The organism is Pseudomonas sp. SJZ103, from assembly GCF_007828335.1.
In the GTDB taxonomy this organism is placed as follows: Bacteria; Pseudomonadota; Gammaproteobacteria; order Pseudomonadales; family Pseudomonadaceae; genus Aquipseudomonas.
The window spans coordinates 389,636-408,532 of the sequence record NZ_VIUN01000003.1 but is presented as its reverse complement, the minus strand read 5'-3'; the positions used below and the strand labels follow the sequence as shown (position 1 = coordinate 408,532).

Sequence of the window (18,897 nt, the reverse complement as noted above, 5' to 3'; positions counted from 1 at the left end):
CGGGCCCGACACCACCATGGTCTTTGCCTCACTCGAATTTCTCACGCTGTTCCTGCCGGCCTTTCTGTTGATTTATGCCCTGGCTCGTCCGAGCTGGCGCAATGTCATCCTGTTGATCGGCAGCTGGTTGTTCTATGGCTGGTTGAGCCCGCTGTTCCTGTTCCTGCACATGGTGTTGACCGTGGTGGCATGGGTCGGCGGCCTGCTGGTGGACCGCTCCCGTGAGGACGGCAAGGGCCGGGTGCGCCTGTTGATTGCGTTGATCGTGTTCAACACGGCGGTGCTGTGTTGGTACAAGTACGCCAACATCGTCGCCGGCACCGTGAGCGAGGTGATCACCTGGTACGGCGCCATGCCGCTGGATTGGCAACGCGTGGCCTTGCCGGCCGGTCTGTCGTTCATCGTGTTGCAGGCGATTTCCTACCTGGTGGACGTGCACCGTCATACGGTGCCGGTGGAGCGCAGCTTCATCAATTACGCCACGTACATTTCGATGTTCGGTCACTCGATTGCAGGCCCGATCATTCGTTACGACTGGGTCCGTCGCGAGCTGAACCAGCGTTATTTCAACTGGCCGAACTTCTCTCTGGGCGCGCGTCGCTTCATGATCGGCATGGGCATGAAAGTGCTGGTGGCTGACACCTTGTCGCCGTTGGTGGACATTGCCTTCCACCTCGAAAACCCGAGTCTGGTGGATGCATGGGTCGGTTGCCTGGCCTATTCGCTGCAACTGTTCTTCGACTTCGCCGGCTACAGCGCCATGGCTATCGGCCTGGGCCTGATGCTGGGCTTTCACTTCCCGGAAAACTTCAACCGGCCGTACCTGGCCAGCAGCATCCAGGACTTCTGGCGTCGTTGGCACTTGTCGTTGTCCAGTTGGTTGCGCGACTACCTGTATATCGCCCTGGGCGGTAACCGCGACGGCGTGTGGCGCACCTATCGCAACCTGTTCCTGACCATGGCGATCGCCGGGTTGTGGCACGGCGGCGACAGCTGGAACTACCTGTTGTGGGGGGCGGCACATGGTATCGCGCTGTGTGTGGATCGCGCCTGGTCGCGGTCGAGCCTGCCGCGCATTCCGCCGGTGCTGTCGCACATCCTGACGCTGCTGTTTGTGTGCCTGGCCTGGACCTTGTTCCGCGCGCCGGACTTCCATTCGGCACTGACCATGTACGCCGGCCAGTTCGGTATGCATGGCGTGGCCCTGGGTGACGCAATGGCCGTGGCCATGCGCCCGGCCCACGGCATGGCGGCGTTGCTGGGCCTGGTGTGCATCATTGCGCCGATCTGGCAGGTGCGTTGCGAGCAGCGTTTCGGTACCCAACCCTGGTTTGTGGTGGCTGCTTCGTTGTGGCCGGTGGCCGGGTTTTTGTTGTCGTTCGCGCTGATCGCCAGCCGCGACGCTGTACCGTTTCTGTACTTTCAGTTCTAAGGACGCCCGACCATGCCCGCTCCTACCGCGCCGACTCCTCCGAGCGATTTGGCCGTTCGCACCAGCCCCCTGGCGGCCTGGGTGCTGGTGCCCTTCCTGGCGGCGGGGCTGCTGTCCTGTGCCTGGCTGATGGTGAAGGGGCCGATCAGCTTCTTGCCCGCCAAGATCGACAGCGACATGCTGCTGCACGGTGAGTTGACCCACCGTTTCGCCAAGGAACTGGCCAAGGCGCCGATGGCGATCCAGGCTGCCAACCTGGAGCGTGGGACCAGTTGGCTGGCGTTCGGCGACACCGGGCCGCGTGTGCGCCAGGGTTGCCCAGGCTGGCTGTTTATCAGCGATGAACTGCGCATCAACCGCCATGCCGAGGCCAATGCACAGACCAAGGCCCAGGCGGTGATCGCCTTGCAGCAGCAACTGGGCAAAAAGGGCATCGACCTGCAAGTGGTGGTGGTGCCGGACAAGAGCCGTATCGCCGCCGCCCAACGTTGCGGTCTGTACCGTCCTGCGGCGCTTGATGGCCGCATCCAGGCTTGGACCGCCACGTTGCAGGCGGCTGGCGTATCAGCACTCGACCTGACCGACACCCTTAAGCCGCTGGGCCCGGAAGCGTACCTGCGTACCGACACCCACTGGAGCGAAATCGGCTCAAACGCGGGGGCCAAGGCCCTGGTACAACGCATCCGGCAACGTGGCATCCAGGCCACGCCCGAGCAAGCCTTCGAGATTACCCAGGCGCCGCTCGCCGTGCGCCCGGGAGACCTGGTGCGCCTGGCCGGTCTCGACTGGTTGCCACCCAAGTTGCAGCCGCCAGGGGAATCGGTCGCGGCCAGTTCCGCTCACGAAAGCGGCGGTGCCACCAGCAGTGCCGATGACCTGTTCGGCGACGCCGGCCTGCCCAATGTGGCGCTGATCGGTACCTCGTTCTCGCGCAATTCGAACTTTGTGGGCTTCCTGCAAAAAGCTCTGAATGCGCCGGTAGGCAATTTCAGCAAGGATGGCGGCGAATTTTCCGGCGCGGCCAAGGCGTACTTCGACAGCCCAGCGTTCCGGCAAACCCCGCCTAAGTTGTTGATCTGGGAGATTCCAGAGCGCGACCTGCAAACGCCGTATGACATCATCACGCTTGGTCAGTAATTTGACGGCTTGCCGTCTGTCTAAAAAATAAACAGCGAAAGGATCAAAATAATGACACCTTGGCGAGCTTGAAGCAGACTGCTCGCACAAGGGCGACCACAAAAAGACCTGCGGTAAGCAGTCGTATCAGCTGACCTTTTCACGTCTTTAAGCTTCGCCGTGATGAGGATTGCGCTATGAGCTTCACCGACGGTCTTCTGGTTCTGCTGGGCAAAGACGTCAGCCTCGATCCCCAAGGGCTGAATGCGCGAATGCACTTTTTCGGCAGCGTCCCCGTGGATGACGGCACCCCGTTTCCTCCACCAACTCCCGGTGTCAATGAGCAGTCCCATCCGTTGAATAAGGCTGCGCGGCATCCGTGTGTGGTTGCGTTGGTGTCGGTCAATGGTGGGGTCGGACGAAGCACCTTGGCGGCGGCCTTGAGCAGTGGCTTACAGCGCCATGGCGAGTCGGTGGTAGCGGTGGACCTGGACCCTCAGAACGCCTTGCGTTTGCACTTCGGGGTCAGCCCTTGCGTGCCGGGTATCGGCCTGACCAGTCTGCGACATGGGCAGTGGGAGAACATCCAGCAGCCCGGTTTTTTCGGCAGTCGCGTGCTCCCCTTTGGTGAAACCGACATGCAGCAACAGGAAGACCTGCAGCGCTGGCTCAAAAACGAGCCGGACTGGCTGGCCCAGCACCTCTCGACCATGGGCTTGAGTGCCCGGCATACGGTGATCATCGATACCCCCGCCGGTCATAACGTTTACTTTCATCAAGCCCTCAGCGTGGCCGATGTGGTGTTGGTGGTTGCGCAGCCTGACGCCGCTTCCCTGGGCACTCTGGACCAACTTAATGGGCTGCTGGCGCCCCACCTTGAGCGTGAGCGCCCGCCGCACGTTCACTTCTTGATCAACCAACTGGACGAGGGCAATGCCTTCAGCCTGGATATGGTCGAGGCGTTCAAGCAGCGTCTGGGCGCGAAAGAGCCGCTGGAGGTGCACCGCGACACATCGATCAGTGAAGCGCTGGCATTCGGAACCGACCCATTGGACAGCCAGGCATTGGGCTTGGCTGCGGACGATATCAACGACCTTTGCCGACTACTGATTGCTCGCAAAAAATGTCTGTAAATGGCGGTTTAAAGGCTTAGCGCCAGATGCTTATGCACAATCGGTTGAATGCCTGGGTCATGAAACAACTTTTTTGTGGAGCCGTTCTCAACTCGCCGCAACTGCCTGTTTTACGTGAATTTTATTTTGTGAGTAAAAAATGAACAGCATGGCATTTTGGCTGTAGCGCAGGTGGATGCAGGCTCCGTACAAAATTCATCAACAGAGTTATCCACAGGTTGGGGTGCGACAATTTTGCCCCCTAATCGCGCTCGGCGAGCACCAACAAGTTGCGCGGTGTCAGTGTCGTTTCGCAGAAGATCCCAACTTCTACCCTGTAGCCGTGCTCGGCCAAAAACAGTGCCCGATCCAGCACCAGCCATAACTCCAGCGGGCGCCGAAACAGACCACGCACCAGTTCCAGGTTTCTGACTTCGGCCAAGCGCTGCCAGCCATAGGCTTCCAACACCGGCCAATCCTGCTCATCTGTGGATAACCCTTTAACACCCGCCAGCTCCCGGCAGTAATCAGCAAAGGGTTTGTCCAGCCAGCTGGCGGGCAGGGACGGTGTGGGCAGGTAGTCGTCGCAGCCGCGTAACTGGCGTTGCAACTGATCGAAACCCAGGCGGCGGGCCATCGACATGTCCCGTTGCCGGCGCACGCGTTTACCCGCGGTGACGGTTTCGCTCAGCGGCAGGCCAAGGTCATCAACCGATAGTTGCAAACGTGAAGCACGGCCCGCATTGGAAAGCGGCTGGTAAGTCGACGCGTTGATGCGGTTATAGCAGCAGGGCGCCAGCGCCAGCTGTTTGCAGCCGACGGCACTGGCTACTTGCAGCAGACGCACGTGCAGGTCACCGCAGGCGTGCAGAGCGACAGGCGTGTGTTCGGGGCCGAGCGCCACATCGGCCATCACGTCTTGCAGGCGATGGGTGACGGGCAATCCATGCTGGTCGCTCAAGGCCTGGCCTGCCGCGATCAGCGCCGGGTCGTATTCCAGGCAGGTCAGCTGTTGGCCTGTGTGCAACAGGCGGCGGCCGAGGTGGCCCTTGCCGGCGCACCAATCCAGCCAATGCCGGGGTGTTTGCGCAAACTGCAGCGCGGCGCCGAAGGCTTCGATTTGCTGCCATTTGCGCCCGGGTACGTCGACATTCAGGCGGTGCGCAGCGGGTTGCAGGGGCTGCGTCGGTAACTTATCCACAGCACTGAGACGCAAGGCTTCGCGGGCCAGTGTGGGAAACGGTGCGGGCGCCGGCAGTGTGTGGGGGTGGTTATGGCTGGTTTCTGCGTCGGACAACGAGCGTTGACGCAGCCACCGGGCCAGTTCCGGATGCTCGGTTTCCCAAGGCAATTGCCGATGAATAAAGGGCCGTGGTCGCCACAGCCTCTGGTGCTCGATCAGAAACGCATCCAGCGCCTTGAAGCGGGCTTCAACGTCCCTGGCAGGCATCGACGCGCAGCCAGCGTTCCAGCAGTTTGAAGCCGCGCACCAGCAGGAAGGAGATCAACAGGTAGAACACGCCGGCGGTGAAGAACATCTCCACGGTGAGGTAGTTGCGCGCGATGATCGTCCTGGCCATGCCGGTCAGCTCCAGCAGGGTCACGGTGCTCGCCAGCGAGCTGGCCTTGAGCATCAGGATGACTTCGTTGCTGTAGGCCGGCAGCCCGATGCGCGCGGCCCGGGGCAGGATGATGTAGAACAGCGTCTTGGGCCTGGACATGCCCAACGCACGGGCTGCTTCGATTTCCCCCGGCGGAATGGCCTGGATGGCGCCCCGCAGGATCTCGGCGATATAGGCCGCCGTATGCAGCGTCATGGTGGCGGTGGCACACCAGAACGGGTCGCGCAGGTACGTCCACATGAAGCTTGAGCGGATGCTTTCGAATTGAGCCAGGCCGTAATAGACCAGGAACAATTGCACCAGCAGCGGCGTACCGCGAAAGAAAAAGATGTAGGCGTAGGGCAGGGCGCGCACAGACAGGTGCCTGGACGAGCGCGCGATACCCAGCGGGATGGCCAGGATCAGGCCGAGGATCACAGCGATGCTCACCAGTTCCAGGGTCAGGATGGCGCCCTGGATAAACTTCGGCAGCCACTTGATGATGACTTCCCATTCCATTACGTCGTCCTCACGAAGCCGCGGGCGGCGCGTTGTTCCAGGAAGTGCATAGCCACCATCGACAGCGACGTCAGGGCCAGGTAGATGAACGCGGCGACCATATAGAAGGTGAAAGGCTGTTTAGTGACGGTTACGGCGATCTGCGCATGGCGCATGATTTCTTCGAGGCCGATGACCGTGACCAGCGCGGTATCTTTCATCAGGATCAGGAACAGATTGCCCAGCCCCGGCAGGGCGATGCGCCACATCTGCGGCATGATCAATCGGGTAAAGATACGAAACTTCGACAGGCCCAGCGCCACACCCGCTTCGCGGTGGCCTTTGGGAATGGAGATGATCGCGCCACGCAGCACTTCCGTGGCGTAGGCGCCGAAACACAGGCCCAGCGCGATGACGCCAGCGGCAAAGGCGCTGAGGGACAGGTCGGGAATGTCGAGCAACTCACCCAGTGATCGCATGGCGTTGATCGTGCCGAAGTAAATCAGCAGCACCCACAGCAGTTCCGGCACACCGCGAACGATTGTCGAGTAAGTACCGCCCAGCCATTGCAACGGCTTGTACGGGGAAGTCTTGGCCAGGGCACCGGCGAGGCCGAGTACCAGCCCCAGGCATAATGCCGTGAGCGCCAGTTTGACGGTCATCAGCGCGCCGGCAGCGAGCGCCGGGCCGAATCCGTAGAGATCGAAATTCATGGTGTTTTCATATCGCGGCAGGCATTGCTGAAAGCCGGCGCGCTCAAAGGCGCGCGCCGGGCAGGCCGTTCAGATCATTCGATGCTGAACGGGAAGTACTTGTCGTTGATCTTCTTGTAGGTGCCGTCTGCCTTGATCTCTGCCAGGGCTTTGTTCAGGCGCTCGCGCAGGGGGTCGCCCTTGCGTACGGCGATCCCGATCTTGTCGCTCTCTACAACCGGGTCGCCCTTGAACTCGTAGGCCTGGCCGTCTTTGCTCTTGAGCCATTCGTACTGCACGTACTTGTCGGCGAGGATGCCGTCGAGGCGGCCGGACGTCAGGTCGAGGTAGGCGTTTTCCTGGGTGTCGTAGAGCTTGGCTTCGGTGTCAGGCAGCTTGTCTTCCAGGTACGTGCCGGCCAGCGTTGCGCGCTGTGCGCCGATGACCTTGCCCTTCAGGTAGCCGGCGTCAGTCTTGAAGTCTGCGGTGGCTTTAGGTGCGATGAACTGCAGCTTGTTGGAGTAGTACGGGTCGGTGAAGTCGACGGCTTGCTTGCGCTCGTCGGTGATCGACAGCGAGGACACCAGGAAGTCGAACTTCTTGGCATTCAGGGCCGGGATGATGCCGTCCCAGTCGGACACATACACGTCGCACTTCTCGACTTTCATCTTCGCGCACAGGGCGTCGCCGATGTCTTTGTCGAAGCCGACCACGTTGCCGCTGGCGTCTTTATTGTTGAACGGCGGGTAGGCCGCTTCGATCCCCATGGTCAAGGTTTCTGCCATGGCCGTGGCGCTGAACGCCATCGAGACGGCCGCGGCCAGAAGGAATTTTTTATAGTTCTGCATGCATGTTGCTCCGTTAGCGGTTGCTGGACATGAATTGTTTGCAGCGCGCCGAAAACGGGTTTTCAAACACCTGCTGTGGCGATCCTTGCTCTTCGATCAGGCCCTGGTGGAGGAACACCACTTCACTGGAGACCTGACGGGCGAAGCCCATTTCGTGGGTGACCAGCAGCATGGTGCGGCCTTCTTCGGCCAGCGCGCGGATCACATTAAGTACTTCCTGGACCATTTCCGGGTCAAGGGCTGAAGTGGGCTCGTCGAACAGGATGACCTTGGGCTGCATCGCCAGGGTGCGCGCGATGGCGGCCCGTTGTTGCTGGCCGCCGGACAATTGCGCGGGGTAGGCGTGGCGCTTGTCGGCGATGCCGACCTTGTCCAGCAGGGCTTCGGCCACTTCTATTGCCTCGGCCTTGCTTTGGCCGAGCACGCGACGAGGGGCCTCGATGATGTTGTCGAGGATGCTCATGTGTGGCCACAGGTTAAAGTTTTGAAACACAAAACCGATTTCGCTGCGCAGGCGGTTGATCTGCTTGCCGTCGGCGGCCATCAGCTCGCCGTTTTTCGCGGCCTTGAGCTTGAGTTCTTCGCCGGCCACGAGGATCTGGCCCTGGTGCGGGTTTTCCAGCAGGTTGATGCAGCGCAGGAACGTGGACTTGCCGGAACCGGAGGAACCCAGGATCGAGATCACATCGCCGTCGCGAGCGGTCAGCGAGATACCTTTGAGTACCTCCAGCTCACCATAGCGTTTATGCAAGTTGCGGATTTCAAGCGCGGGCGTGGCCTCGGCCATGTGGGGTCCTCATTGTGTTCATTGCGATCTTCGCTGTTGGGCCGCCTTCCTGGCGAGGCGCCAAGCTAGCATAGCGTCTTGATGGCGGCCAACAGCGCGGCGGGCGGTAAACGGGCGGTGTGCGGCAGGGTGTCGCATCGGTACAGCAGGGTGTCGCGCCATCAACAACCGAACAACCGTTTGAACCCGTGAATCCCGCAGGCTTCGCGTAAAAAAGGGCGCGATGGTGCCAGCTTTGGACGGGTGTTGGAAGGGTTAAACGGGCAAACGGTACCTATCGGCCCTTTTATGGCGCGCGGTGTACTTTTTGTGTGTGCTTTTGGTGCGTTTGTTCGTGTTGAAAGTGAGTCGCACGGTAACGCTATAGCGAAATGCCATTGTTCTCAATGACTTGCGATGACTGTTGAATCGTCCTACAGGCCGCGTCAATCGCGGTCTTGTAACATTTTGGCGCAAATCTTGCGTAAAAAATAAAGAACGCCCTGTTGGTTTCTTTTCACGAGGAAGAGCCCAGGCCGGGCGGACCGTTTTCGCAATTCCTCGCAAAGGTGTGTCAATGAGTAGTACGCAAAGCTCCAATGACCTCGAACAGGGGCTCAAACCGCGTCACGTCACCATGCTGTCGATTGCCGGCGTCATTGGTGCCGGTTTGTTTGTCGGCTCCGGCCACGCGATTGCTGCCGCCGGCCCTGCGGTCCTGCTGGCGTATGCCGCAGCGGGTACGCTGGTGGTATTGGTGATGCGCATGCTGGCCGAAATGGCCGTGGCGTCGCCGGACACCGGTTCGTTCTCCACCTATGCCGACCGTGCGATCGGTCACTGGGCCGGTTTTACTATCGGCTGGCTGTACTGGTGGTTCTGGGTGCTGGTGATTCCGTTGGAAGCCAACGCCGCCGCGACCATTCTCCACGCCTGGTTCCCGGATGTGGCCATCTGGGCCTTCACGCTGATCATCACCCTGCTGCTGACGGCTACCAATCTGTTCAGCGTGAAGAACTACGGTGAGTTCGAGTTCTGGTTTGCGTTGATCAAGGTCGTGGCGATCGTAGGTTTTGTGATCCTCGGCCTGGCGGCGATTTTCGGCTTCCTGCCGACCAGCCAGGTCAGCGGTGTTTCCCACCTCTTTGACACCCAAGGCTTTATGCCCAACGGCATGGGCGCGGTATTGGCGGCGATCCTGACCACCATGTTCTCCTTTATGGGCACCGAGATCGTCACCATCGCTGCAGCCGAATCGAAGAACCCGGGCCAGCAAATCACCAAGGCCACCAACTCGGTGATCTGGCGGATTGGCTTGTTCTACCTGTTGTCGATCTTCATCGTCGTGTCCCTGGTGCCTTGGAATGATCCGACCCTCGCGGCCGTAGGTTCCTACCAGACCGTGCTGGAACGCATGGGTATTCCGAACGCCAAGCTGATCGTCGACCTGGTGGTCTTGGTTGCCGTGACCAGCTGCCTGAACTCGGCGCTGTATACCGCTTCGCGCATGCTGTTCTCCCTGGGCCGTCGCGGCGATGCACCGGCCGTGGCCAAGCGCACCAACAAGAGCGGCACGCCTTACTGGGCGGTGTTGCTGTCCACTGGCGCGGCGTTCCTGGCAGTATTTGCCAACTACGTGGCACCGGCTGCGGTGTTCGAATTCCTGCTGGCCAGCTCCGGCGCCATCGCGCTGCTGGTGTACCTGGTGATTGCAGTGTCGCAACTGCGCATGCGTCAGAAACGCATGGCTGCGGGCGAGAAAATTGTCTTCAAGATGTGGCTGTTCCCAGGCCTGACCTACGCGGTGATGGTGTTTATCGTCGGCACGTTGACCATCATGCTGTTCCAGGAAGCGCACCGGGTCGAGATCATCGCGACTGGGGTCTTGAGCTTGCTGGTGGTGGCGGCGGGGTTGTTTGTGTCGAGCCGTCGCAAGGCGCAGAGAGCAGGCGCTGTGGTGCTGAATTGATGTGATGGAATGCGGTGCTTGATTGCGCCGCAGTTCAAATGTGGGAGGGGGCTTGCCCCCGATAGCGGTGCGTCAGTCGACATCTAATTGACTGATACCACGCTATCGCGGGCAAGCCCCCTCCCACATTTTGTTTTGCGTCAGTCTTGGGAGTTGGTGAGCGCCTGGGATGCGGCGACGTAATCGGCCTGGAACTGCGGCGATTCAATCCACGCCAGTGCGGCGGTTTCATCGTCGCTGTCCGTGGCCCACTGCCGATACTCGATCAGTGCCGCCAGGATAAAGTCGGTGGCTTCTTCTTCGCCTTCCTGCTCCAGCACCAGCGCGAGCAGGGGGTGGGCCAGGAATACCGCGCAGAGGGCCTGCTGGCTGGTCTCGCCGGCGGTGCGCATCTCGACGAACAGCTCGGTCAAATCCACCGACTCAAGGTCAATCCGGTCGTCATCGCCGGCAAACGCATCCGGCTTGCTCGCGACGGCGCGTTGGGTGCGGTTCTGCTTGGCCTTGGCCTTGGCCCGGTGGGCACGTTTTTGCTGCTTGTTCGGCGAGGCCATGGGCTCACGTCCTTGGGTCAGGATCTGGGTGGGGTATTGAAGCGCAGGTTGAGGGAAATCCCAAGGGTATCCGCCGTTAATTGGCCGTGTTGAAGCCATGTCAATGCAATCGGCCACAACCGATCCTGATACTCGCTGCGAAAGAACGCGAAATGTCCGATCTGTTTTTCGCCGATATCTTCCGGGGCGATGCGCAGATGGGTGCGCTCGCTGTTTGCGAAATAGCCCAGCAATCGCTCAATCGCCGCCACGGTGCCGAACGGGTCGTCGGTGATGCTGATCGCCAGCACCTGCGCCTTCACACGACTGAATGGCACGTCGGCCAGGGCACGCCCGCTGGGTCGCGTCTCATACCTGGGCGTTGGCGTGCTCCAGTCACGCACCACGCCTGCCGGCGTATCCTCCAACCAACCCAGGCGCTTGCCGGGGAAATACCCGCAGAGTGCCGTGACCAACGGCATTACCACATGCCATTTGGCAAACATCTGCCAGCGCCCGGCGGCTGCGTAATCGCGCCAGTAGGCGAACTGCGCGCCCACGGTCACGATTCGCCGGATCACCGCGCCGGATGCACCCAGCCCCGCCGCACAGCCGCCAAAACTGTGGCCGACCACATCAATCGGTTGGCCTGGAAACTCCCGCTGTGCCCGCAGCAGGATCGCTTCGAAATCCAGCGTGCCCCAATCCGACCACGACGCCTTGAAACCGCGCAACGAACCGCTGCGCGACTCGCCGATGCCGCGATAGTCGTAGGTGATCACGTCGAAGCCGTTGGCGAACAGGTAATCGGCGAACCGTGAGTAGTGGCGGCAGCGCACGGATGTGGCGGCATTGATGATGACGACCGGGCGTCCAAGGTCGGTGCGCGGGTGGCGCCAGGTGAAGCCGCCGAGGGGGTGGCCGTCTGCGGCGGATTCTTTGAAGGATTCGCTTTGGCTATTTCTGGGTGTAGTTGCAAGTTCTACTGAAGAGGCGTCATTCAAATTCATCGTTTCGAAGCCCCTGCCTGGATTATTATTTTTTAGTAACAGTTAGCCAGTTTGCCAGCACTTGTCTGCCCTTTGATTGGCTCATTAAGCTTCGGCGCTCGCAAAGCGTGCAGAGCCTCGGCGAAAGCCATACATCCGAGAGAAACGACAGCAAACCATGGACAGATTAGACTGGCAGGCACCCATTCCGGAGGTCTCCATGAGCATCCCACGTTCTCCCATCGTTTCAGAGTTTGAAACTGAAGAGCAGGCTGCCAGCTACGACCGTTGGTTTCGTGCCAAGGTACAAGCTTCAATTGATGATCCTCGCCCAAGTATTCCACATGATGAGGCAATGGCCGAAGTCGAGAGGATGCTGGAAGAGAGGCGCAAGGCTCGCCGTGCTGCTCGTTAAATGGCGACCTGAGGCTATCGTCGCCTTGACCGAAATTATTGATTACATCGAGCAGTACAACGCCGCTTCCGCCGCTTCGTTGCACCATACGATTGTGGCGGCCACTGAGGGTTTGTCGTCAATGCCATACGGATTCAGGCAAGGGCGCTTGTCCGGCACTCGTGAAATGGTCGTTCATCCAAACTATCTGGTCGTCTATCGCGTTATGGAACAGGTCGAGATCCTGACCGTATTGCATACGCGCCAAGAATATCCTTCAGAGGCGACCGGTCCGCGTCACTCGACCTCGTGCCAGTAGACGCATAGGCTTGCACCTCTGCGATCCACCAGAGCGTTTTCATGACTCGCGACACCCTCGAACACAACCAGATCCCCCTCTACTTCGCCGCTGTCCTCCTGGCTGCCGCTTTCGGCCTGCTCGCGCCTTCGTTGGCCCATGGCCTCGGCGTGCTGGTCACGCCCGCCATTGCGGTGTTGATGTATGCGATGTTCCTGCAAATCCCTTTTCTGGATCTGCGCCAGAGCTTGAGTCACAAGCGCTTTCTGTCGGCGTTGCTGTTGGCCAATTTCATCCTCGTGCCGTTGCTGGTGTGGGTGTTGACCCGTGGCCTGGTGGAGCGCCCGGCGTTGCTGGTGGGCGCATTGCTGGTGTTGCTGACGCCGTGTATCGACTACGTGGTGGTGTTTACCCATATCGGTAAAGGCGATTCACGCTTGATGCTGGCGGCGACGCCGGTGCTGTTGTTGCTGCAGTTACTGCTGTTGCCGGTGTACCTGGGGTTGATGCTGGGGGCGCAGTCCGGGGTGGTGGTAGCGGTGGGGCCGTTTATAGAGGCGTTTGTATTGTTGATTGTGGTGCCGATGGTGCTGGCGGTGATCACTGCATCCCTGGCGCGCAGATCGGCGATTATCAATGCCTGGAACAATGCCTGGGCATGGTTGCCGGTGCCGGCGATGGCGGGGGTGTTGTTCGTGGTGATCGGTTCGCAGATCACTTCGGTGGTACGTGACATCAGCCTGCTGCTGCCGGTGATCCCGGTGTATATCGGCTTTCTGGTGCTGGCGCCGTTAATGGGGGCGCTGGCGTCGGGGCTGTTCGCGCTGCCGGCGGTTACGGCCCGGGCAGTGACGTTCAGCGCGTCGACACGGAATTCGCTGGTGGTGCTGCCCCTGGCGCTGGCCTTGCCCGACGATGTGCGTGGGCTGGCGGCGACGGCGGTGATCCTGCAAACCCTGGTCGAATTGGTGGGCGAGTTGATTTACGTGCGCCTGATCCCGAGGCTGGTGTGGCCTGCAGGTCGTTGAAATGTGAATGTTCAGGTTTGTTCAGGCGCTATTAGGGATACGTTCGGCACCCTAGGTCGGCGCTCCCTACCTGACAGGCCAACCCATGGATCACAGCAACCGCTTCCGCCTGGAGTCTCTGGGCATTTTCCTGTTCGCGCTGTTGCTGTTCACGCTGGGTATCTGGGACCAGCAACCTCAGGGGTTTGACGGGCGCTGGGCGCTGTTCCTGCAGGAAATGTTTCGTCATGGTGCGAGTCTTTTCCCCACCACCTATGGGCAGCCTTACGCGGACTACCCCGGTACCGCGACCTTCTTCAGTTACGTATTTGCCCGGCTGTTCGGTGCGCCCAACCACTTGGCCAATGTGCTGCCCACTGCCCTTGCATCCGCCGGGGTCGTGGCCTTGATCTATCGCTTGCTGGTCCCGGCGAGTCGCCCATGGGCGCTGCTCACGGTGCTGCTGACGTTGCTCACCACCCAACTGCTGGAAAAGTCGCGCTCGGTCTGTCTGGACCAGATGGTGGCTTTGCTTTGTGTGGGCAGTTTCTACCTGCTGCACAGCGGTGAGCGCCTCGGCTCGCGATGGCGCCAGCTCGCGGTGTTCCCGCTGTTCATCCTGGGGTTTGCGATACGCGGGCCATTGGGCTTGATCGAGGTCTGTGGCGTGGTGTGCGTGTATTGGGTGCTGGGTCGTCCCGGCGAGCGGGTCAAGCAGGTTTTAGCTCACGGAATCGTGGGCCTGGTGTTGCTGGCGGCATGTTGGTGGCTGCTGGTGAAGCTGGCGCGTATCAGCGGTGGCGATGCGTTTGCAGATGAGGTGTTCAAGATGCAAGTGGGCGGGCGCCTCGATGAAGCCGGCGAGCCGTTATATTTCTATTTCCAGCTGAGTTTGTACCGCTATTTCCCTGTGGTCCCGTTGGCGTTGGCCACATTGGTTGCGCTTCGTCATCGCTGGAGTGAACGGTTCGATGACCCTGTGCAACTGGTGATGCGGCTCGGTGCCTGCGGCTTGATGATCTTGATCGGGTTGTCGGTGCCGCACTTCAAACGCGCCTATTACATTCTGCCCATGGTGCCAATGTTTGCCGCTGTCGCTGCTTATGGGCTGCTCCAGGCGCAAGGCTGGCTCGCCGGGGTGCGTCGATGCTACGAGGGGCTTGTCGCGGCGCTGCCGGCGTTGTGCGTGGTTGCGGTGTTTGTCTGTCGACATGGGTGGCAGGAGCATGGTTACTGGCCTGACGTCTCGTTGCCGTTGTTGATTAGCGCGCTGGTGGTGCTGCAAGTGGCGGCGCTGATTGCCTGGCGACGCATTGAGCGGCTGGTGTGGCTCAGCGTATTCGCGCTGGCTGCACAGTGGCTGGTGCTGGTGACGGTGGTGGAGCCCGCCAAGGATTTGCAGTTCGACACTCGGCAATTCGTCCGTCAGGTGGAAGCACTTCGCGTATCGCAGCCTGGGCCACTGGTGTTCCTGAATCTCGGCAGGGACACCTGGGCGGTGCGCTACATGATGAATCTGGATCATGACGAGCAGCCGTCGTTTATCAGCGCTGCAGACATCGAACGATTGAGCGCGTTACCGCGACCTTCGTGGGTCATTGTGGCGCGCAAGGAAACCGCGTTGCTCAAGGGCACGCCTCTGGAGCATCAGGCGCCAAGTTTTGAAGGGCGTTTGAATGACAACCCACTGATGGTGTTTCGGCTGGAATGAATCAGCCGCCTCATCTCAAAATTGCGACTTGGATAGCTCAAATTGCAGGCAACAAAAAACCCGCACTAGGCGGGTTTTTTGTGTGTTTCAGATGACATTTGCACCACCTGAAACTAATGAGTGGTGCCCAGAGACGGAATCGAACCGCCGACACGGGGATTTTCAATCCCCTGCTCTACCGACTGAGCTATCTGGGCAACGGGGCGCATTAAACGGGTTTTTCAGGGGGTCGTCAAGCAAGTTTTCAAAAAATATTTAATTATTACCGTCGCTTACGTGCCGACCCCGGTTTTTGATCAATTATTGAGCAGGTGGCACGTAGCCGTCGGCCTTGGCGTAATCCTCGCCGGAAAAGAACTTGTCCATTTCGCCTGACAGGTATTTACGGTCTTCGGCGTTCATCATGTTCAGGCGTTTTTCATTGATCAGCAGCGTCTGGTGTTTCAGCCAGTCGCCCCATGCCTGAGCGGAGATATGATCGAAAATGTCCTGGCCCTTCGCACCTGGGTACGGAGGGCGTTCCAGGCCTGGCAATTCTTCGTTGTACTTGCGGCACATTACGGTGCGGGTCATGACGACTCTCCTGCGTTCAATACATCGGACGCGCGCTTCAGCAGTTTCTTTACCGGGGCGGCAAGGCCCAGGCGCGGCGGGGTGGCGAGGTTATACCAGAGCCAGTCGGCCTCGGCCACGTGATGGGCAGTTTCCTCGACCTGGACCAGCCAGGGTTCGATGGCCAGTTGGAAATGACTGAAAGTGTGGATCAGCCCTGGCAGTGCCTGGTGCTTGCCCAGTTCGAGCGCGTGCTGGTTGGCCAGGTGTTCGAGGTCTTGCAGGTCGTCCAGCTCGGGCAGGCTCCACAAACCGCCCCACAGGCCTGTGGAAGGGCGACGGTAAAGCAGAATCGCCCCTTCGGCATTGGCCAGCAGCGGCATCAGCGTGCGCTTCTGCGGGATGGTCTTGCGCGGCTTGGGGATCGGGTAGCGGGTCTCCAGGCCGAGCATATGGGCTTCGCAGTTTTTTTCCAGCGGGCACAGCAGGCAGCTGGGCTTGCTGCGGGTGCAGAGGGTGGCGCCCATGTCCATCATCGCCTGGGTGTAGGCATTAACGCGATCATGGGGGGTGAAGCGTTCTGCGGTGGCCCACAGCTGCTTGGCCACCTTCGGTTCGCCTGGGTAGCCCTCTTGCGCGGTAAAGCGTGCCAGCACGCGCTTGACGTTGCCGTCGAGGATCGGCGCGCGCAGGCCCATGCTCAAGCTGGCAATCGCGCCAGCGGTAGACAGGCCAATGCCGGGCAACTCAGTGAGCTTTTCGACATCCCTGGGAAACTCGCCGCCGTACTCCGCCACGATGATCTTCGCGGTCTTTTGCAGGTTGCGTGCTCGAGTGTAATAACCCAGGCCGGTCCACAGGTGCAGCACCTCGTCTTCCGGCGCGGCGGCGAGGGCTTCGACCGTTGGCAGCGAGGCCATGAAGCGGTCGAAGTAATTGAGTACGGTGCTGACCTGGGTCTGTTGCAGCATGATCTCCGAGACCCACACCCGGTAGGGCGTGATGCCCTGTTGCCAGGGCAGGTCATGGCGGCCGTGGCGGTCGTACCAGTCCAGCACCGCCGTTGAAAACTGCTCGTTTCTCATCGTTTGAACAGGCCTTTCAAAGCATCTTTGAGCTGCGGGTTGACCTTGTCGAGCTTCTCTTCCAGCTTCTCGCTGAGTTTGTTGCCGGCCGCCTTGATCGCGACCTGGCTCAGGCCGTCCTTGTCCAGGCGGCAAGCTTTGGCGCCGAGTTCCAGCGGGCCACGGCAGCGCAGCGGCACTTCGATGCCCTGGAAGTTGGCGCCGACTTCGCAGGCTGGGTCCGGTACTTCGCGCTGGTCGCCTTCGACGATGATGCCGACGCGGTAATCCATACCCAGTACGCGTAGGTCGACGTCACCGTTGCCGTTGACCGCCAGCCCTGGGATGCGCACTTTCAGGTCGGGGTTGTTGGCGACGCCATTACGGAAGGTCAGGTTGCCCTTCAACTCCTGGAACGGTGTGTCCTTGCCGCGTTGTTCGCCGCTCAAGGTCTTGCGGTTGAGCAGGGCGATACCGGTGCACAGTTGCTGCTCGAGATTGGCGTTGAGCAGCACGCCGTTGTTGATCACAAAGCTGGCGGTACCGTTGAGGCTGTCGATCAGGGCTTTCTGGCTGTTGCCGCGGCCGCTGAGGTTGCTGTCGAGGGTGACCTGGCCTTTCACCGGTGGCGTTTGTCCCTGGGCCTGCAGGATGCGTTCGACCGGTACCTGCTTGATCCGGCTTTGCAGGGCCAGCAGCGGAATGTCCTGGCGTACGTCCAGGCTGCCGTTGGCCTGGAAGGTGCCGTTGTAGAGCCCGCCGCTCAGGGTGTCGAGCTTGAGTTGGCCGTCGACGCCGGACGCCTTCAGCACGGCATTCTGGATCGGCAATTTACTCAGGGTCAGTTGGCCGAAGGCAAGGTCGGCATTGACATCCAGCTTGCGCAGGTGGGCCAGTGGCCGCAGTTTGTCCGTGCTCCAGGCGCCTTTGGTCGGTGCTTCCGGCAGTGGAGTGGTGCCCCCGGCCGCCATGGCGCCGGCTTCGCTGTTCTGCACTTCGGCCTGGCGGGCGGCGGTTGCGCCCTTGGCGGATTCGGACTTGGCCGGCAGGTAGTTGTCGGCGTTGAAGGTATCGCCCTTGAGCTGCACGCGTAGCGCTTGCTTGGCAAAGTCGTCCACGGCGACGCGGCCGGTGAAGGTGCTGCCATCGAGTTTCAGGTTCAGGTCTTCCAGCGCCAGGCTGGTCGGAGTGCCCTTGAGGCGGCTGACCAACTCGACCTTGCTCAGGCTGCCCTCGGCCATGGGCGGCAGCGGGTTGCCGACGCTGTCGAGGAACTTGGCCAGGTCAAACTGGGCGATGGACAGCGCGCCGCTGAGCTGCGGGGTCTTGTCCAGGTCGTTGACCTTCAGCTCGCCCAGGGCGCGCAGTTGGTTGGCCGAGAGTTTGAGGTTGGTCCATTCGGCGATATTGGCCGCCTGGTCCACCAGTAACTGGCCCTGGGTGGAGAAGGTCACGGTCTTGCCTTGCAGCGGCTCGCCCGTGGCTTCGCCGGTAACTTTCATGTCTTCGAACTGGTAGCGCTTGAGCGCGCGCTCGATACGCAGGTTGCCGTTGAGTTCGGTCTTGACGCGCATCACCGGCTGGTTGCTGCCGAAGAAGGCGGTGAGTTTCACCGGGATGCTCGCACCTTCGTGCACGGCGCCGGTGCTCAGCTGGATACTTTCGGCGCTGAATTGCTTGCCGGTCTGTTCATCGTTGTATTCGACGCGGGCGTTGTTGACCGTCAGGCTGTCGATGTCCAGGCGGATCGGCTTTGACGGTTTTTCCGCTTCGGGCTCAGCAGGCGCTTGCGCTGGCGCGGGGGTTCCGGCAGTTGCCACCGGCGCGTTCTTGCCGATGTCTTCCCAGTTGCCATGGCCCTGCTTGTCGCGGTTCAGGCGCAGGTTGAGGCCTTCGACACGCACATCGCTCATCTGCACCTCGCGACGCAGCAGCGGCAGCACGCGCACCGACAGGCCGAGCATTTGCAGGTCGGCAAAGGGTTGGGTCGGCGTGGTCAGGGTCGCCACGCTGGCCTCGTGCAGTTCCAGGCCGAGCCAGGGGAACAGGCTCCAACCGATATCGCCATTGAGTGTCAGCTCGATGTGGGCCTTGTCGCGGGCAATCTGGCGAATCTCGTCTTTATAGTCGTTGGGATCGAAGAGGTGGGTCAGGGCAAAGCCCAGAGCCACAATGATCAGCAACAGCCCGAGAAGTACCAGACCCAGGATTTTGCCGAACGCTTTCATGGGCGAGTCCTTGTATGTCGATTTCAAAATTTAGCCGCAGAGTATAACGCCCGACGGCCTGCGTCAGGTCACCGATCGTTACATTGT

General features: G+C 60.6%; 18 protein-coding genes and 1 tRNA gene. 8 read left to right on the top strand and 11 right to left on the bottom strand.

The window, feature by feature from the left end:
- Positions 1–16: 16 nt before the first annotated feature.
- The 3 genes from FBY10_RS09950 (at position 17) to bcsQ (ending at position 3,681) form a co-directional block, all read left to right on the top strand.
- Positions 17–1,432, top strand: coding sequence for an MBOAT family protein (locus FBY10_RS09950; protein ID WP_131696933.1), 1,416 nt, complete (start codon positions 17–19; stop codon positions 1,430–1,432).
- 12 nt (positions 1,433–1,444) lie between these two features.
- Positions 1,445–2,569, top strand: coding sequence for a cell division protein FtsQ (locus FBY10_RS09945; protein WP_131696932.1), 1,125 nt, complete (start codon positions 1,445–1,447; stop codon positions 2,567–2,569).
- 176 nt (positions 2,570–2,745) lie between these two features.
- The gene (bcsQ, locus tag FBY10_RS09940; RefSeq protein ID WP_145335857.1) at positions 2,746–3,681 is read left to right on the top strand and encodes a cellulose biosynthesis protein BcsQ; all 936 of its coding nucleotides are present in this window, start codon (positions 2,746–2,748) and stop codon (positions 3,679–3,681) included.
- A 241-nt stretch (positions 3,682–3,922) separates the two neighbouring features.
- Here bcsQ and FBY10_RS09935 read toward each other — a convergent pair whose 3' ends face one another.
- The 5 genes from FBY10_RS09935 to FBY10_RS09915 form a co-directional block, all read right to left on the bottom strand.
- The gene (locus FBY10_RS09935; RefSeq protein WP_131696930.1) at positions 3,923–5,110 is read right to left on the bottom strand and encodes a methyltransferase; all 1,188 of its coding nucleotides are present in this window, start codon (positions 5,108–5,110) and stop codon (positions 3,923–3,925) included.
- Entirely contained in the window at positions 5,091–5,780 is a 690-nt protein-coding gene (locus FBY10_RS09930; RefSeq protein ID WP_131696929.1) for an ABC transporter permease, read from the bottom strand. The genes FBY10_RS09935 and FBY10_RS09930 overlap by 20 nt, the downstream gene beginning before the upstream one ends.
- Positions 5,780–6,472 carry an ABC transporter permease gene (locus FBY10_RS09925; protein WP_145335859.1) on the bottom strand — a complete coding sequence of 231 codons (693 nt, stop codon included), beginning with the start codon at positions 6,470–6,472 and terminating at the stop codon, positions 5,780–5,782. Before FBY10_RS09925 ends, FBY10_RS09930 begins: the two co-directional genes overlap by 1 nt.
- Before the next feature lie 74 nt (positions 6,473–6,546).
- Complete coding sequence (locus FBY10_RS09920) at positions 6,547–7,299, bottom strand: ABC transporter substrate-binding protein (RefSeq protein ID WP_131696927.1); 753 nt, start codon at positions 7,297–7,299, stop codon at positions 6,547–6,549.
- Positions 7,300–7,312: 13 nt separating this feature from the next.
- A complete protein-coding gene (locus tag FBY10_RS09915) occupies positions 7,313–8,086 on the bottom strand; it encodes an ABC transporter ATP-binding protein (RefSeq protein WP_145335861.1) in 774 nt (257 codons plus the stop codon).
- 556 nt (positions 8,087–8,642) lie between these two features.
- Here FBY10_RS09915 and gabP point away from each other — a divergent pair.
- On the top strand, positions 8,643–10,034 hold the full coding sequence (gene gabP / locus FBY10_RS09910) for a GABA permease (protein WP_145335863.1): 1,392 nt from the start codon (positions 8,643–8,645) through the stop codon (positions 10,032–10,034).
- Positions 10,035–10,174: 140 nt separating this feature from the next.
- Here the strand turns inward: gabP and FBY10_RS09905 are convergent, their stop codons facing one another.
- A complete protein-coding gene (locus FBY10_RS09905; RefSeq protein WP_131696925.1) occupies positions 10,175–10,588 on the bottom strand; it encodes a hypothetical protein in 414 nt (137 codons plus the stop codon).
- 17 nt (positions 10,589–10,605) lie between these two features.
- Positions 10,606–11,577 (bottom strand): alpha/beta fold hydrolase, encoded by a 972-nt coding sequence (locus tag FBY10_RS09900; RefSeq protein WP_145335865.1) that lies wholly within the window; start codon positions 11,575–11,577, stop codon positions 10,606–10,608.
- A 199-nt stretch (positions 11,578–11,776) separates the two neighbouring features.
- Between FBY10_RS09900 and FBY10_RS09895 the strand changes: the two genes are divergently transcribed.
- The 4 genes from FBY10_RS09895 to FBY10_RS09880 all read left to right on the top strand — a co-directional run bounded on the left by FBY10_RS09895 (position 11,777) and on the right by FBY10_RS09880 (position 14,966).
- Positions 11,777–11,971 (top strand): stability determinant, encoded by a 195-nt coding sequence (locus tag FBY10_RS09895; RefSeq protein WP_081744416.1) that lies wholly within the window; start codon positions 11,777–11,779, stop codon positions 11,969–11,971.
- Positions 11,961–12,269 carry a type II toxin-antitoxin system RelE/ParE family toxin gene (locus tag FBY10_RS09890; protein ID WP_178116735.1) on the top strand — a complete coding sequence of 103 codons (309 nt, stop codon included), beginning with the start codon at positions 11,961–11,963 and terminating at the stop codon, positions 12,267–12,269. The genes FBY10_RS09895 and FBY10_RS09890 overlap by 11 nt, the downstream gene beginning before the upstream one ends.
- A gap of 41 nt (positions 12,270–12,310) precedes the next feature.
- On the top strand, positions 12,311–13,276 hold the full coding sequence (locus FBY10_RS09885) for an arsenic resistance protein (RefSeq protein WP_145335867.1): 966 nt from the start codon (positions 12,311–12,313) through the stop codon (positions 13,274–13,276).
- Between the two features lie 85 nt (positions 13,277–13,361).
- Complete coding sequence (locus tag FBY10_RS09880) at positions 13,362–14,966, top strand: glycosyltransferase family 39 protein (protein ID WP_145335869.1); 1,605 nt, start codon at positions 13,362–13,364, stop codon at positions 14,964–14,966.
- 121 nt (positions 14,967–15,087) lie between these two features.
- Here FBY10_RS09880 and FBY10_RS09875 read toward each other — a convergent pair.
- From FBY10_RS09875 to FBY10_RS09860, 4 genes are all read right to left on the bottom strand, one after another.
- Positions 15,088–15,163 (bottom strand) — tRNA-Phe (locus FBY10_RS09875).
- 103 nt (positions 15,164–15,266) lie between these two features.
- On the bottom strand, positions 15,267–15,539 hold the full coding sequence (locus FBY10_RS09870) for an oxidative damage protection protein (RefSeq protein WP_027605083.1): 273 nt from the start codon (positions 15,537–15,539) through the stop codon (positions 15,267–15,269).
- Positions 15,536–16,603 (bottom strand): A/G-specific adenine glycosylase, encoded by a 1,068-nt coding sequence (gene mutY, locus FBY10_RS09865; RefSeq protein ID WP_131696921.1) that lies wholly within the window; start codon positions 16,601–16,603, stop codon positions 15,536–15,538. Before mutY ends, FBY10_RS09870 begins: the two co-directional genes overlap by 4 nt.
- Positions 16,600–18,810: an AsmA family protein gene (locus FBY10_RS09860; protein WP_145335871.1), complete on the bottom strand. Its 2,211-nt coding sequence runs from the start codon at positions 18,808–18,810 to the stop codon at positions 16,600–16,602. The genes mutY and FBY10_RS09860 overlap by 4 nt, the downstream gene beginning before the upstream one ends.
- Positions 18,811–18,897 lie beyond the last annotated feature (87 nt).